The following is a 14,830-nucleotide window of genomic DNA, read 5'->3' on the forward strand; positions in this document are numbered from 1 at the left end:
CTCCGAGCGCGCCCTAAGGTCTGGCCAATCGACACAGAACAATAAGAAGGAAATGAGCAATGACCACCTGCGCCCAGTCCCTGGTTCGCCTGCTGGAAGGTTATGGGGTAGATACCGTGTTCGGCATCCCCGGCGTGCACACCGTCGAGCTCTATCGCGGCCTGCACGGCAGCCGCCTGCGCCATGTCAGCCCGCGCCATGAGCAGGGCGCCGGCTTTATGGCCGACGGCTACGCCCGCGCCAGCGGCAAGCCGGGGGTGTGTTTCATCATCACCGGCCCCGGCATGACCAATATTCTGACCGCCATGGGCCAGGCCTATGCCGACTCGGTGCCGATGCTGGTGATTTCCACCACCAACCGCCGCGAACACCTGCGCCTGGGCCACGGGCACCTGCACGAGCTGCCGGATCAGCGCGCGATGGTCGCTGGTGTGTGTGCGTTCAGCCATACCCTGCAATCGCCGGAGCAATTGCCGGAATTGCTGGCCCGCGCCTTCGCCGTGTTCAAGTGCGCGCGCCCACGCCCGGTGCATCTGGAAATCCCCCTGGATGTGCTGGACATGCCCGCCGTGGACCTCAACCTGATGCCCCGCAGCCTGCCAGGCGCCCCGGCCCCGGCGCCGGCCTCGCTGCGGGCGGCGTTGAGCCTGCTCAATGAGGCGCGGCGGCCGCTGATCCTCGCCGGCGGCGGCGCCCGTGATTGCGCCGAAGTCTTGCAGCAACTGGCCGAACGCCTGCAAGCGCCGGTGGCCCTGACCACCAATGCCCGTGGCTTGCTGCCCATGGGCCACCCGTTGTTGCTGGACGGCGTGCAGTCTTCCAGGCACGGCCGCTCGTTGTTTGACGAGGCCGATGTGATCCTCGCCGTGGGCACTGAACTGGGAGAAACCGACTACGATTTCTTCGGCCTTGGCCCACTGAAATTCAAGGCGCCGCTGATCCGCCTGGATATCGACCCGATGCAAGTCATGGGCGTGCAACGCGCCCATGTCGGGCTGGTGGGCGATGCCCGCGAAGGGTTGCAGGCGCTGCTGGATGAGGTCCGCCCACCCGCCCCGAGCGGGCGTTGGGCACAGGACAGCGTACAGCGCGTCAACCGCCTGGAGCGCGAGACGTGGAATGCCAAGCAGCAGGGGCTGCAAGGCCTGCTGGACCTGCTGCGCGACAGCCTGGTCGACCCGCTGATCGTCGGCGATTCGACCCAGCCGGTGTACCAGGGCGCGGTGGGCTACCAGGCCCCGGCTGCCAACAGTTGGTTTAATGCCGGAACCGGCTACGGCACCCTCGGCTACGGATTGCCAGCGGCAATCGGCGCCAAGCTGGCCAAGCCCGAGCGGCCGGTGGTGGCGCTGGTGGGCGATGGCGGCCTGCAGTTTGCCAGCAACGAACTGATCGCGGCCCGCGAGGCCGGCATCGGCGTGATCCTGGTGGTGTGGAACAACCAGTGCTACGGCGAGATCCGGGACTATATGCAGGCCCGGGAAATCACGCCGCTGGGGGTGGATATCCTGACCCCGGACTTTGCCGCGATGGCCCGCAGTTGCCACGTCGCCCACCACACGGCCGACACGCCACAGGCCTTGCACGCGTTGTTGCAAAGCCTGGCCGCCACCCCTCAACCGGTGATGATCGAACTCGACGCTGCGCACTACCTGCAAAACGCCTGAACCGCTTCGGCCCTGATCCATATCAACGGGCCACCATCGAAAATCCGCTACAACACAACCGGGGCTTACCCAGCCCCGGTTATCCGCCTGATGACCTCATAAAAACGAAGACAAAACCTGTACCCAGGGGCCAACCCCCAGGCCAGGTTATTAAAGGAATAATGCGATGGCCCTTTCTCTGTCACGTTTGGCCTTGATGGGGGCGACGCTGTGTCTTGCGCTTCCCCTGCACGCCAACGAACCCGCCAAACCCGATACCGAACTGATCGCCCAGGGCAAATACGTTGCCCAACTGGGTGACTGCATCGCCTGCCACACCGCCAAGCAAGGCGCCGAGATGGCGGGTGGCCTGGAGCTGAACACGCCCATGGGCACCATCTACTCCAGCAACATCACCCCGGACCGTGAGACCGGGATTGGTCAATACAGCTTCGAACAGTTCGACCGCGTGATGCGCGAAGGCGTGACACCGGCCGGTATGAACCTGTACCCGGCGATGCCGTATCCGTCCTACGCGAAGATGAGCGAAGAGGACATGCGGGCCCTGTTCGCCTACCTGATGCAAGCCGTCGAGCCGGTGAAAAAGGCCAACCTTGAGGCAGACATGGGCTTCCCGTTCAACCAGCGCTGGGGCCTGGCGTTGTGGAATTTCATGTTCCTCGACAAACAACCGTTCCAGCCCGACCCGGCCCGGGATGCCGTGCTCAACCGTGGCGCCTATCTGGTCCAGGGCCTCGGCCACTGTGGCTCGTGCCATACCCCACGCGGTATCGCCTTCCAGGAAAAAGCCATGAGCGACGCCGGCAGCAGCGGCGAGCACTACCTGGGCGGGGAAACCGTCGAACACTGGCGTGCCTTGAGCCTGCGTAACCTGTGGACGGTGCCAGACACCGTGCAGTTGCTCAAGACCGGGCAGAACCGCTTTGCAACAGTGTCGGGCAACATGGTGGACGTGATCCGTCACAGCACCCAGCACTTCACGGATGCCGACCTGACGGCCATTGCGACGTATCTCAAATCCCTGCCACCGGGCAAGGACGACTTGCCGATGCCGGCTGTCGCCAAAGGCCCTGTCGAACTGCCCAAGGACTTGTTCACCAGCCGGGGCGGCCTGGGCTATATGCAGTTTTGCAGCGATTGCCACCGCAGCGACGGCGCGGGCGTGAAGGGCCTGTTCCCGGCATTGGCCGGCAACGCCGGCGTGGTGGCCAGCAACCCGACCTCGCTGCTGCACATCACCCTCACCGGTTGGGAAACCGCCGAGACCGCAGCCCATCCCCGGGTCTACACCATGCCGGGCTTCGCACGCCTGGGGAATAACGAAGTAGCGGAAATCCTCACCTTTGTGCGCACGCGCTGGGGTAACGAAGGCACGCCAATCAGCACCGCCCAGGTGAAGAAAATGCGTGACCAGCTCAACCCGGTCAGCACCGACTCCTCGGCGTTCGAGACGCCGCGCCTGGCCAACCTGCTGGCGGCGCCGAATGCCGACCAGGTGGTACGCGGCATGCGCCTGCATCTGCAAACCAAGGAACTGCTGCCCGAGAATGTCGGCAACTCGCTGAACTGCACCAGTTGCCATCTCAACGCTGGCACTGTGGCTGATGGTTCGCCGTTCGTGGGTGTGTCGGCATTCTTCCCCAGCTACGCCCCGCGTGCTGGCAAGGTGGTGAGCCTGGAAGAGCGCATCAACGGTTGCTTCCGCCGCTCGATGAATGGCAAGCCCGTGCCACCACAATCGGCGGACATGCAGGCGATGGTGGCGTACTTCGACTGGATGAAAAACAACACCAAGCCCGAGGACAAAGTCCCCGGCCGTGGCGTAGGCAAGATCGACCCGGCCATCAAGCCCGACCTGGCCAATGGCGAGCAGGTCTACGCCAAGCAATGCGCGGTGTGCCACGGCAACGACGGCGAGGGCCTGGCCCGCGCCGACGGCAGCCTGGTGTACCCACCGTTGTGGGGCGATCAGTCCTTCAACATCGGCGCAGGCATGGCCCGCACCTACACGGCGGCAGCGTTCGTCAAACGCAACATGCCGATCGGCTTCCACGAGAAATTCCCACTGGGCCAGGGCGGCTTGTCGGACCAGGAAGCGGTAGACGTCGCTGCCTACTTCTCGCAAAAACCACGCCCTGACTTCCCGGACAAGGTGAAGGACTGGCCGAACGGCGGTAAGCCGGTGGACGCGCGTTACTGATCTGGGCTCCTACAGTCTGGTGTAGTGCGGACTGTCGGAGCCTGTGCGCGGTTACTGTGAAACCCGGTCCTTGCCCGCTGCCTTGGACCGGTACAGCGCCTGGTCTGCCCGGGCCATCAGGTTGGTGGGGGGCTCGTCAGGGAGGCGTTGCGCCACCCCCAGGCTCAAGGTCACCTTGAAATCGCCCACGGGGGGGATGTCGTGAATGGCCTGGCGGATGCGCTCGGCCAGCTTCCTGGCGGTTTCCATGGTGCTTTTGGGCAGGACCACCATGAACTCATCGCCTCCCCAGCGCGCGAGCAGGTCGCCCTGGCGCACGCAGTGTTCCAGGCGTTCGACCACCCGCAACAGCGTGGCATCACCTACGGCGTGACCGTGCTGGTCGTTGATGGGCTTGAAGTCATCGACATCCATGGCAATCACCGCCAACGGCAGGCGAAACCGCTGGGCGCGCTCGCACTCCTCCAACAGGACTTTTTCCAGGCGATAGCGGTTGGCAATCCGGGTCAGGGTATCGCGCTCGGCCAGGGAGCGGTTTTCGTCCAGTTGCAACTGCAGTTGCTGGTTGACCCGCGACAGTTCGCGGGTGCGTTCGGCTACCAGCGCTTCAAGGGATTGGTTGCGCCGCTCTAGCTGTTCCAGGGAACGTTTGCGTTGATGAATGCTGCGGTGGGCGCCGACCATGCGCCACACCGAGCCATCGGGGTTGTGGGCGATGATGTAGCCTCGGTCTTCGATCCACAACCAGGTGCCGTCTTTTTTGCGACAGCGATATTCGGCCTGATAAAGGGGGGTGCGACTGTTGATGTAGTCGTCGAAGAGTTTCATCACATGGGGGTAATCGTCGGGGTGGATCACGCTTTCCCAGGTGAAAACCGTGTTTTCCAGGGAGTGGTGATCGTAGCCCAGCATTTCGTACCAGCCGGGGTTGCGATAGACAAACCCGGTGTTGGCATCCCAGTCCCAAATACCATCGCTGACCAGTTCCATGATGGCATGGGCCAGGTCGGCGTTGACGTCGAAAAGCTCACTTTTCAACGGATCAAAATCGGATGTATCGCCCATCTGCGCGCTCCCTGCGAGGATGCTGGCTCACTGTGGCCAGTCAGGTGTTAACGCCGATACTCCGTGGCTGCGCGTACTGTACAACGAGGTTTGCCGGCTTAGAAGGGGCGATGAAAATGTGGCTAAACGCCATTATTGGCGCCGTCCGGGCTATTGCGGTTCCAGCATGCGCGTGGGTGGCGTGCCGTTGGCGTTGTGCTGGTAAATCGCCTCGGGCTGGCCCTGCTCGTTGAAAAACACCTGGCCGATGCCCGCACTGTTCCACAGGCGCTCGCCGGCCTCGGCATGTGCCGGGATGTATGGCACCACTTGCATGCGGCGACGGCGGGTGAGCCAGTTCAGGGGCGAACGGGGTGAGTACAGCCAGCGATTGAGGCGATCGAACCATTCCAGCAGGCGCGGCGGGAATTGGTTCTTGATGCCACTGCTGGTGATCTGCCAGATATGCGGCCCGGCATTGCGCTGGCGGATCAGTACTTTGTAGACGAACGAGTAATGCACATCCCCCGACAGAATCACGTAGTTACCCGGGGTTCGGGAGTGGCGGAAGATGTTCAGGATCACCTGCGCGGCGCCCCGGTGGGCCATCCAGTTTTCTGCATCGACCAACAGTGGGTAGCCGCACCAACTGAAGACTTTCTGCACCGTCTCGATCAGCTTGACGCCGAAGATCGGCGCGGGCGATACGATGATCGCCGAAGGGTGGTCGAGCAGTTCCTGTTGCAGCTCGCTCAAGGCTTCCCAGTCCAGCAGGCCGGAGGGTTGCTTGAGCGTGGATTCGCTGCGCCAGCGCCGTGTGCGGGTGTCGATGACCACCAGCGCCGGGGTGGTGGGCAGCACGTAGTGCCACTGCTGGAACTTCAGGAGGTCTTCGAGCAACTGGTCCTGGGCGGGCGCGGACAAATGGTTGGCGTGGTCCTGGGCAGTTGCCGCCAGGGCCAGGGTTTTTTCCACGAGTTGGGCGAAGGCATCGGGGTTATTGCCCCAGCCCTGGCAGAGCATATAGGCGAGCAGCGCGTTGCCGATGATGCGCTTGGAGAACGGGTGGCCATAGGCGGTCTGTTCCCATTGGGCGCTGAGGTTCCAGTCATCGGTGATGTCGTGATCATCGAAGATCATCAGGCATGGCACATGGGCGAACACCCGGGCCACTCCACCCAGGCCGTCGCGAAACTTATCCACAGGCACCTGCTCGCGGGCGTAGCGCTCCTGTTCCTTGGGCGTGAGCCCGCTGGGAGGTTGTGCGGCGATCAGGGTCCAGGGTGTCGGCGACCAGGCCAGCAGGTACATCGCCACGAGTTCGGCAAAAGTCACCAGGTGGTTGTCGGCGGTGCTGCTGGTGAAGATGGGCTTTTTCACCCCGCCAAAAAAGCGTTCGCGCAGGGTCTCGTTGCTTTCCAGGGCCGGCAGCAGGTCCGCGCGATGGTAGTAGCTGGCGGGGTGGTCGTAGAGCGTGGTGCTGTCGTCCACCACGGCGCCATCGAGGTGCTCGTCGAACAGGCCCAGGCGTGCAATCAGCCCGTGGATGGCGCGCAGCATCGGCCCGGCCACATCGTCGGCGTACACCTGGTCGCCACTCATCATCAACAGGGCCGGACGCTGGGCCAGGCTGCGGTTTGCGGCCAGCAGGCGATCGGCACAAAGCAGGCCTTCATCGGCGTAATGGTGCGGTTTGCGGCAAGAGCCGTGCAGCAACTGGTGGATACGGCTGTGCAGGATGAAATCCGGGGTCTTGGCACCTGGGTACAGCAGGTGCGGGGCCCATTGGATGATACCGGCTCCATCATTGATCAGCAGGTCGTAGCTGATGGGGACGTCCTGGGGCAGCGGCGTGGCCAGCGGTACATCGATCAGGTGGATAAAGGCTGCGCGGCCCACGGGGATCACCTGGCAGCGGGTGGCGTCGAGTTCAATATCCAGAACGCATGGGTGCTGGTCCTGGCTGAACTGCAGCCGCAGGGTCAATGCCAGCGCGCGACTGCCCACCAGCCACAACACCAGGCGCCCCGGCTCCAGGCGGCGCAACAGGGGGCCGGCGAGGACGGCGGGCAAAGTCTCGGGTTGCAGCATGAAAACATGGCTCTGTGCGGGATTGGACTGGCTAGGTTAACGCAGTGGATGTCGGTGTTTTGTCAAAGCAACCAACACCTGTAGGAGCCGGCAAGCCGGCGCCTGCAAAACGGTCAGCACAAGCCCGCCACCTTGGGTACGGTAAAGCGAAACTCGCTGCCTCGCCCCAGTTCGCTTTCGGCCTCGATCCGCCCGCCGTGGGCCTGGACGATGCCCTGGCTGATGTACAAGCCCAGGCCAGTGCCCGTCGGGTTGTTTTCGCCCTTGGTCCAATAGCGGTCAAACACGTGGGGCAGTTGGTCAGGGGCTATGCCTTCACCGGAGTCGCGCACCGCAAATACAATCTCCTCGCCATTGCTCATCGCCGAAATCCCGATATTGCCCAGGCGTGGGGTGAACTTGATGGCGTTGCCGATCAGGTTCGACAGCACCTGGAACAGGCGCTCCGGGTCGGCATTGATTTGCAGGCCGGGTTCGGCGTTGAACGACAGGTCGACGCCCTTTGCCAGAGCCAGGGGCGCGAGCAGCGCATAGGCCTCTTCAAAGATCTGGCTGACCTCCAGTCGCACGGGCCTGACGGTGTAGCGACCGGCCTCGATCTTGGAAGTGTCGAGCAAATCTTCGAGCAACACATTCATGCGTCCGGCGGCTTGCTGCATGGTGTCGATGGCCGAGGAAATACGCCGCGAAGAATGGGTGCCATCGGAGCTGAAGGCCTTTTGCATCATGCCGCAGAGCATCGAAATGATGGTCATCGGGTTGCGCAGGTCGTGGGACACCACTGCCACCAATTCATCACGGGCACGCACTGCCTGCTGCTCGCGCAGGACCTGGCGTGACAGGTCGTTTTCCAGGGCTGAACGGCGCAGGTCGTTGGCGGCAAAACGGTCGCCGTGGCTCCACTTGGTGGAGATGCCGGCCATTTCCACTTTCCAGATTTCAAACGAGGTGCGTGGGCGCAGGCGCAGGCCCGTGTCGGATTTTTCCAGGGCCAACGGTTTCTTCGGGTCGCCACTCCACTGGATGTTCTCTTTGACTTCCGGACGGAACCACAGCACGCCATTGTCCACCGGCTTGGGCAGGCTCATGGCGAGGACGCCGCTGGCCACTGGCTGGTAGTCCGCCGCCGGCGGGTAGAGCGCTGACAGGTGGTGGCTGGCAAACACCGGTTGCCCGGTTTCCTGTAGCCATTTGTGCAGCGAGCGGATCTGCGCCGGCTCCGGGCAGTGGCCGTAGCGGTGCAATTGCTGGCCGTCAATGATCGCCACGCCACCGGCCTGCACCAGGTCCATCAACACTTGCGGGTATTGGGCCAGGCCATCGAACACATTGTCGGTGGCAGCGTTCATCGCCTGGTTGAGCACGCCCAGTGCCGCGACCTTTTCCTCTCGCTGGCGGCTGGTGTCCAGGGCTTCCATGGCGCTGATCTGCAACGACAGCACCTGGCCGATGGTCTGGCAGGTGGTGCGCAAGTCGTTGGGCACGTGCAGTGGCGTGCGGTTGCCGCAACTGATCAGGCCCCACAGCTTGTCGCCCTTCATCAGGGAAATGCTCATGGACGACAGCACGCCCATGTTCTTCATGTATTGGCAGTGGATCGGCGACACGCTGCGCAGGGTCGAGAAACTCAAGTCCAAGGGTTGCCCGGTGTCCGGGCGTAGCTTGGGCAGCAGTGGCACCGGCTCGTAGTCGGCATTGGGGATGATCCGCAGCCAGTTGGTGCGGTACAGCTCGCGGGCCTGTTCCGGGATGTCGGACGCCGGGAAGAACAGGCCGTTGAACAATTCCATGGACGGCGCGGATGCTTCAGCGATGACCTGGCCGTGGCCTTCCTCTTCGAAGCGATAAATCAGCACCCGGTCGTAGCCCGTCATGGCCTGGATTTCACTGACGCTGATTTCGTACAAGGCTTGCAGGGTTTTCGCCGACTGCAAACGTTGCAACATCTTGCCCAGGTTGCTGGTGCGGCCATTCTGGGGCTTGGGCTGGAAATGCTTGTGCAACGGCTCGAACTCCAGCACCAGCACGCCCTGGTGGCGATGCAGCAGGCCCTCGAACTCGGCACCGTTGAGTGTGACGTGCAGCGCCGGGGCGTCGATGAAACTGGATTGGCTGGCCATCTGCTGCACGAGGTTGGCATTTTCCGCTCCCAGCAGCGTGTCCAGTGTCTGGCCGAGCAAGGCATCGGGCTGGTGATTGAACAGGCTGGCGACGTTGGCACTGACCTGCACGATCTGCAGGTCCGGTTCGCGCAGGGTCAGCAGCACGCCATGGGGCTGGATCGCGCCGGGAAAACGAATGGGCTCGTCGGCGCAGTTGGCAAGTAATTCTTCAAAATCCTGGGGTTTCACAGCAATACCTCCTGGCCGTCGAGCCATTGCTCAAAGCAGCGGAATGTCGAGCAGGCCGCGTCCACCGCCTGCTGACGGCCGAGGTCGTCCAGCGGGACGTGGCCCAAATAGTCGAGAAAATCTTTCCAGCGCCGACCGGTCTCGGCACCGTATACATTGAGAAAGGCCCCGCCGTTGCTGGCGTCCAGCGCCAGGCGTTGGGCCATCTCCCGGCGCAGCACCTGGCCGCCGAGGGTTGCGCCTTCCAGCACATACAGCGCCCCCAGGCAGGCGGCCGGTGTGTCGAGGCGGGGTAGCGCAGGGCAGACGGGCAACCCGGCAATTGCCTGGTTGGCCAAGCCCAAGGCGTTCAGGTCGGTGTGCAAGGTCGGCGTCTTTACCCGCAGGGCCTGGTCGAATCCCACGGGAATCAAGCCACTGTCGTACAGTCCCAATTCCATTGGGCGGTAAAAACCGTAGTAAGCCTCAAGCAATCGCTGATACCAGCCGGCATCCAGTTGTGCAGAAAAGAACGGCAAGCGCTTTTCCAGGGCCACGTGTAGCAGACCTGTGCCTGAACGCAGGGCTTCAAGCAGGGAGGGCACACCAACGTCATGGGCCTGTGGATGCATTCAATAAGCTCGAGCTGGTGGGCCAGGGCAGGCCATGGCTGGCGCGTGGATAAGGGTGGGGCGCAATTCTATACAACCTATAGTCTTTATCTGATGGGATGTATTGATAAATCTGACATTGGCGTCAGAAATATCAAAACTTACCCAAAGAAAGACCTCACGGCTTAGCGCGAAGTTCGATTGTGTAGGTGTCGCGATGCCATTAGTGCAGGGAAGGGCCCTGTTCCAAGGCGGTTTGCACGCAGTGCAGCAGCCTTTCGGTGCTCCATGGCTTGGGCAGGAACTTCACCGTATTGCCCAACTGCGCCGCCATCACCGTATTGCCCGACGTCAGCACGACGGGCAAGGACGGCCAGCGATGGGCCACCACCTTGCTCAGGTCATAGCCATTGAGCAGGCCGGGCATCTGGATATCGCTGACAATCAGGTCCACCGGGTCACTGGTGCGCTCGAGGAAAATCATCCCTTCATCGGCTGAAGAAAAAGACGTCACCACCGCGCCGAACTCCTCCAGCACATCCACCATCAACGAGCGAATGATCTCGTCGTCTTCCAATACCAATATCGATGGCTGAGCCATGATCACTACTCCACCATCCGGGTTGAGTAAGGTGGAGTGGGCTGTCAGCGGATAGGTTCGATTGGATGTTTTTTATTCGATGGGTGGTCATTTGATCGTATTAGAGGGCGCGGTAAACCGCCGTTGCTTGCGGATTACGCGTGGGATAAGCCAGGATGTGCAGCGCGAAAATTCACAGCAAGGGATGCCAGTGTGAAAGAAATGATCGGGGCGTTGATCGTCGTTTCCACCGTTTTGTTCGGGTGTACCGGGGTGTTGGTCGCCGTTGCGTTCGGCACCAAGAAAAGTCGCCTGCAAATACTCAAGACCTTGAGTGGCATGAGCCTTGGTCGCGACCGGTTTATCGGGATCGCCCAGTTGTGGGCCAACCTCTTCCAGCGGGTGTTCGGGAGTACGTTCCTGGCCCGGCGCCAACTGATCAGCATCCCGCTGTACACCTTGCTGGTGTCGCTGGTGTTTTTTGTGGTGTGGCTGCTGGATCTCTACCTGTTTAAAAATCCCGAGCACGTGTTCAATGTGCCGCCGCCGCCGAACGTGCTGCAAGCCATCAAAGACTTCTATGGCAAGGGCCTGCTGGTGGCGATTGTGATCGACTGCGTGACCATCCAGTTGACCAAGTGGAGCATCAACGTGGGTATGCGCCGCGGGTTTGGCTCGTGGCGGTTCCTGTGGTGTTTTTCGGCGACGATTGCCTTGGCCTACGTGCTGTTCAGCGTGGCGGTCTACTGGTTTCGCTGGTCGGACGCGAACGAGCTGTACGCCTTGCTGCCCGCTGACGAAGTGCGGCCGACCATAGCCTTCGACCCGTTGCGCAATGTGCTGTATGCGATAGCGCTGTTTCAGCCCGTGACGTTTATCTATGCCACGTCCGAAGGCTTTATCTCCAGTTACTTCATGCCCGAGCCGATCCTGTTTTACTGTGCAGTCACCGGAACACTCTCCCTGCTGACCATCACCGTGGCCTACCAGTTCGCCAGGGGCGCCGACCTGCTGCGACGGTTGTGCATGGGCTTTGTCAGTCACGTCGGCACGCCCCGGACCAACGCCATGAGTGTGGTGTTCATGATGCTGTTGGGGCTGGTGTTGGTGCCGTTGTGTCTGATGGCTATTTATTTGGCCGTCTGAAGATTCGGCTCATTCAGTCAGAAGCGCTCATCCATCAGGGCCGGCAAGGTCAGTTCCTTGACGAAGCTGGCCGATGACAGGCTCAACGCCATGCGCACCACCTGCACCACGTCGTGTACCGGGATCAATTGCCCGTCGCCGCGCTGCGCGGCCTCAAGCCGGGAGGTGCTCAATGGATCCTCGGTATTCAGGTAACCCAGGTTCAGGCAGGTCACGCCCAGGCGCTGGTGCCGATAACCTTCGCGCAAGGCATCGGCCATGCCGCGCAAGGCGAACTTCGACGCACCGAACGTTACCTCCGGGCGCCCACTCTGGGGCAGGCCTGAGGTCGAGCCGGTAAAGATGATGCGTGGGTTGGCGCTTTTTAACAGCACGGGTAGCAGGCGCTTGATCAACAGCAGGGGCGCGGTGATGTTGCAACTGACGATGGCTTCCAACTGCGTGTCTTCATCCTTGAGGAAGCTGTAGGCCGCATCGAATGCCTGTTCTTCCCAGATACCCAGGTTATAGATCAGCGTGTCCAGGCCGTCCTGTGCCACTGCCTGCTCGATGAACTGCGCGGCCTGCGCCGGTTGGCCAAGATCGGCTTCTACCCACGACACTTCGGCGCCGGTGCTGGATAGCAGGTCGGTTGGACGGCTGCGCGAGACACCGATCAAGGTATCCCCCACGCCGCCCAGACCCTCCATAAAAGCCCTGCCCAAACCCTTGCTAGCACCGACCACCATGGTTCTCATCGATCTCTCCTGAACTGACGTGCTGATGGAAAGTGCGCATGCAAACAGAGGGCGAGAGTGATGGCAATTGAATGGCTGTATCCAAATGTTTACCGAGAGGCCCTTCAACAACCTGCACGAGAACAAGTAAACCGCAGGCATAATTGCCGCCTCTACTGCCTGAAGCCCCCGACCTGGAGCCCCTGATGAAACCCGCTGCCTTACTGACCCTGTTGTTCACTGCCATGCTTTTCAACACTTGGGCGGTGGCGGCAGGCGACGCCGAGGCCGGCGCCAGGCTGTTCACCAAGACCTGTGGCGGTTGCCACAGTGTCGGTCTGAATGCCCGTGGCGGCTTCGGGCCACAGCTCAATGGGGTGATCGGGCGGCTGGCGGGCACCACGGCGGACTATCAGTATTCCGACGCGATGAAAAATTCGGGCGTGGTATGGACTAGGGAAAAGCTCGCGGCCTATATCGAGAACCCAAAGAAAGTGGTGAGTGGCACGCGCATGATTTTCTGGGGGATCAGCGATCAGGAGAAGATTGAGAATCTGCTGGCGTATCTTGAGACCTTCCAGGGGCAGTAGCCGGGTACAGCCAAATCCATTGTAGGAGCCAGCAAGCCGGCTCCTACAGGTCAGGTGTCGATTTCAACTGCCTTGTGGGGTTTCCCCGCGCGCCAGCCGCGCATTGATGTCGTCGATCACCGCCGGCAGGTCGACGATGGTATCGATCAGGTAATGCGGCCGCGACCCTTCAAACATCTGGCTAATACGCTCGCGCTCCTGCGCCAGCTCGGCGGCTGGCAGCGCCTGGTATTGCGCGTAGTTCAGGCCCAGGGCGTTACCGGAGCAGGTCAGCGCCACCGTCCACATGCCGGCACTGCGCCCTTCCAGGATCCCCGGCCAGGTGTCATCGACCTTGACGCACGCCGCCACATCGCTGATGCCCAGGGCAATCACGTTGGCCAGGGCCTGGGCCGGATGCGGGCGGCCATTGGGCACTTCGTCAGTGGCCACGACATGGTCGGCCACGTAGCCATTTTGCCGCGCCAGCTCGACCACCTTGGCCATCACCACCGCCGGGTAACCGGAGCACGAGCCAATCTTCAAGCCCTTGCCTCGCAGGGTTTCAATCGCCTCCAGCGCGCCGGGAATCACCGCCGAGTGCAGGGCGATCTTCTCGATCTGCAGCGGCATGAAGCGTTCATACAGGGCGGTGACGTCGTCGTCGGTCGGCTGGCGGTTGAACACCGCACGATAGCGCTCGGCAATCTGCGGCTGGTTGCACAGGGTGCGGATGTGATCCCACTTGCCCATGCCCATCGGCCCGCGCGCTTCCTCCAGGGATACGGCGACGCCGAACTCGGCAAAGGCTTCGACAAAAATCTGCGTGGGCGCAAACGAGCCGAAGTCGACAACGGTGCCGGCCCAGTCCAGGACCACGGCTTGCAGCTTGGAGGGTGGTTGGTAGTTCATGGTGGATCTCCATTTTCGGGTATGAGCAGGCCGTCCCTCGATAAATGAGGTAAGCCGGTTGAGTGCAAAGAGGGTGAAGCCAATCAGGTAGCCGGTATGGGGCTGGCCTCGAACAGTTCGGCGATCATCGGGCGGTTGCGCCGGATGCCCAGGCAACACAGGTGGTAGTCGATGGAAAACGGGTGGTCGACAAAGGTGATCGGTGTGGTGCCCGGTGTTTGGGCATATTCCACCGCCGACACAAAGCCAATGCCGATGCCCTTGGCGATGGCGTGCACGATCGCCTCGCGGCTGTTGAGCTGCATCACGCAGTTGAGGTCCACCCCCAGGCGCTTGCAGCTTTCTTCCACCAGTTGCCGGGTGCGCGAGCTGCGTTCGCGCATGACCCAGCGCTCCTGGCTGATTTGCGCGACGTGCACTTCTTTCTGCGCTGCCCAGGGATGGTCGTCGCGCACCACCGCAATGATCGGGTAGCGCCGGTACAACTGCGTATCGAAGCGTTGGTCAAACTCCGAGAGGGCCAGGATTGCCACGTCGATATCAAAATTGAACAGGCGGTCGAGGGTCTCCTTCTCTGGGGAAAACGAGGTCTCCAGCTCGATATCCGGATGGCGCTGCATCAACTCGTACGTCAGGTTCATGGCGATCGGCGGCGAGACCGCGCCCAGGCGCAACATCCCGGTCTTGCGCTGCTTGAAGCTGTGCAGCAATTGCATGGCTTCATCCTCCTGGCCGAACAGGCCCTGGGTGATCCCGTAGAGCGCATGGCCGGCCGAGCTCATCTCGATAAAGCGCCCACGGCGGTGGAACAACTCCACCGAGAACTGCTTTTCCAGGGCATTCACCTGTTCGCTGACCGTTGGCTGGCCGACGCTCAGATACTCGGCGGCGAGGGTGAAACTGCCGGTTTTCGCCACCGCATGAAAGGAACGTAGCCACTTGTGGTACTGGTACATAACGCATC

General features: G+C 61.9%; 12 protein-coding genes. 4 read left to right on the forward strand and 8 right to left on the reverse strand.

Annotated features, from left to right (window positions below):
- The first annotated feature begins 59 nt into the window (after positions 1-59).
- On the forward strand, positions 60-1,667 hold the full coding sequence (locus ACO77H_RS04785) for a 5-guanidino-2-oxopentanoate decarboxylase (protein WP_170042992.1): 1,608 nt from the start codon (positions 60-62) through the stop codon (positions 1,665-1,667).
- Positions 1,668-1,833: 166 nt separating this feature from the next.
- On the forward strand, positions 1,834-3,867 hold the full coding sequence (locus ACO77H_RS04790; RefSeq protein WP_432755077.1) for a c-type cytochrome: 2,034 nt from the start codon (positions 1,834-1,836) through the stop codon (positions 3,865-3,867).
- Between the two features lie 51 nt (positions 3,868-3,918).
- Here ACO77H_RS04790 and ACO77H_RS04795 read toward each other — a convergent pair whose 3' ends face one another.
- The 5 genes from ACO77H_RS04795 to ACO77H_RS04815 form a co-directional block, all read right to left on the reverse strand.
- The gene (locus tag ACO77H_RS04795) at positions 3,919-4,932 is read right to left on the reverse strand and encodes a sensor domain-containing diguanylate cyclase (RefSeq protein ID WP_432755078.1); all 1,014 of its coding nucleotides are present in this window, start codon (positions 4,930-4,932) and stop codon (positions 3,919-3,921) included.
- A gap of 150 nt (positions 4,933-5,082) precedes the next feature.
- Positions 5,083-7,002 (reverse strand): alkaline phosphatase D family protein, encoded by a 1,920-nt coding sequence (locus ACO77H_RS04800; RefSeq protein WP_432755079.1) that lies wholly within the window; start codon positions 7,000-7,002, stop codon positions 5,083-5,085.
- A gap of 113 nt (positions 7,003-7,115) precedes the next feature.
- A complete protein-coding gene (locus ACO77H_RS04805; protein WP_432755080.1) occupies positions 7,116-9,353 on the reverse strand; it encodes an ATP-binding protein in 2,238 nt (745 codons plus the stop codon).
- Positions 9,350-9,964, reverse strand: coding sequence for a biliverdin-producing heme oxygenase (locus ACO77H_RS04810; protein ID WP_432755081.1), 615 nt, complete (start codon positions 9,962-9,964; stop codon positions 9,350-9,352). The genes ACO77H_RS04805 and ACO77H_RS04810 overlap by 4 nt, the downstream gene beginning before the upstream one ends.
- A gap of 202 nt (positions 9,965-10,166) precedes the next feature.
- Positions 10,167-10,544: a response regulator gene (locus ACO77H_RS04815; RefSeq protein WP_170042986.1), complete on the reverse strand. Its 378-nt coding sequence runs from the start codon at positions 10,542-10,544 to the stop codon at positions 10,167-10,169.
- A gap of 192 nt (positions 10,545-10,736) precedes the next feature.
- On the opposite strand from ACO77H_RS04815, the gene ACO77H_RS04820 reads away from it, so the two are divergent.
- Complete coding sequence (locus tag ACO77H_RS04820; protein WP_170042985.1) at positions 10,737-11,669, forward strand: hypothetical protein; 933 nt, start codon at positions 10,737-10,739, stop codon at positions 11,667-11,669.
- Between the two features lie 17 nt (positions 11,670-11,686).
- Here the strand turns inward: ACO77H_RS04820 and ACO77H_RS04825 are convergent, their stop codons facing one another.
- Positions 11,687-12,406 carry an SDR family NAD(P)-dependent oxidoreductase gene (locus ACO77H_RS04825; protein WP_432755082.1) on the reverse strand — a complete coding sequence of 240 codons (720 nt, stop codon included), beginning with the start codon at positions 12,404-12,406 and terminating at the stop codon, positions 11,687-11,689.
- Between the two features lie 185 nt (positions 12,407-12,591).
- Here ACO77H_RS04825 and ACO77H_RS04830 point away from each other — a divergent pair, with 185 nt between their 5' ends.
- Entirely contained in the window at positions 12,592-12,975 is a 384-nt protein-coding gene (locus ACO77H_RS04830; RefSeq protein ID WP_169956261.1) for a c-type cytochrome, read from the forward strand.
- Between the two features lie 63 nt (positions 12,976-13,038).
- Here the strand turns inward: ACO77H_RS04830 and phnX are convergent, their stop codons facing one another.
- On the reverse strand, positions 13,039-13,866 hold the full coding sequence (gene phnX, locus ACO77H_RS04835; protein WP_432755083.1) for a phosphonoacetaldehyde hydrolase: 828 nt from the start codon (positions 13,864-13,866) through the stop codon (positions 13,039-13,041).
- A gap of 83 nt (positions 13,867-13,949) precedes the next feature.
- On the reverse strand, positions 13,950-14,822 hold the full coding sequence (locus ACO77H_RS04840) for a LysR substrate-binding domain-containing protein (protein WP_169956265.1): 873 nt from the start codon (positions 14,820-14,822) through the stop codon (positions 13,950-13,952).
- Positions 14,823-14,830 lie beyond the last annotated feature (8 nt).

This window comes from Pseudomonas sp. WMBT8 (assembly GCF_050916005.1).
In the GTDB taxonomy this organism is placed as follows: domain Bacteria; phylum Pseudomonadota; class Gammaproteobacteria; order Pseudomonadales; family Pseudomonadaceae; genus Aquipseudomonas.